Here is a 1,066-nt window from a genome sequence, read left to right on the forward strand (position 1 = left end):
AATTAAAAACTATAGCGTACACCTAAAATACCCTGAAGGGACTGTTTTGTTTTACGCCCTTTAACATAATGGGCCTCACCATATAACTTTAATTTCTCACTCACCAAACTGCTTAAACCTATCCCTAACTTACCCGCATTGCCCGATAAGTCCGTGGTAAATGGATGGCGTTGATTAATTAACGTTTGATTATCATCTTTATTCTCACGTAACCATGCGGCTGTAATATACGCAAGTGATGAAGAAGCCATGCGAGAACCAAATTCATATCCTAAAGATAAGCCAACCTCACTGCGTAATGAAGTAAATGGACGCATCTCACCTCTCATGTCATTCGATAACTTGATTGCTTTACCCTCAACACGCAACCATGTAAATTGTCCATAAGGCTGCAGCCAACTGCTCTGTGACGTCTGAAGTCGATAACCGGCTTCAAAGGAAGTTCCCACTGCACTTTGAGTATATGTTCCTTCAATCCCTAAACCATTCGTTGAAACGGCTTTCAGAGTATTTTGATAATGATTGTATTTTAAAATACCGTCGAGATACCATCCACTATGATCCAAATAAGTGACATAAGCACCAACGCCATAAGTATTTATACCGCTGGTCCCCCCCCGTGCATGCGCAACACGGGCATGATCATAACTGCCAAAACCACCTATATAAAAATCTCCATTTTCCCATTCGTTTAAACCATTGATTCCTAAAACGATACCGGTCTGATCTAGCTTAAAATCTATATGCTCTGCAGCAACACTCTCTTTAGATTTGATCGCATAGGTCCATAAAGCCGTATTCTTTTTACTTTTATCTAGAATTCCTCTTCCCGCACGTACGGTTTGCATTTCATTGTGAAAAACCATCGCTGGAGCCACAGACATAGACAATACCGCATCTGTAGAAGGCGTAGTTAAAAAGTGAGAAACTGAAAGCTTCTCACTCAAGTGTGGAAAAGGTTGTTCCTGAGTGTTTGGCCGCAAAATCATCTGATCAGCTAAAGATGGTGAAGATGTTGAAACAGCAGCTTGTTGCTTTTCATCAGAAAGAGGATGAGGAACTGATG

General features: G+C 40.9%; 1 protein-coding gene. It reads right to left on the reverse strand.

Annotated elements, in window-relative coordinates; all coding sequences use genetic code 11:
- Window positions 1–2 precede the first annotated feature (2 nt).
- A partial coding sequence (locus tag ACFIMQ_RS09410) for an autotransporter outer membrane beta-barrel domain-containing protein (protein WP_375703930.1) occupies window positions 3–1,066 on the reverse strand: 1,064 nt, incomplete at its 5' end.

Source organism: Bartonella sp. AD13SXNS, assembly GCF_042196465.1.
In the GTDB taxonomy this organism is placed as follows: domain Bacteria; phylum Pseudomonadota; class Alphaproteobacteria; order Rhizobiales; family Rhizobiaceae; genus Bartonella.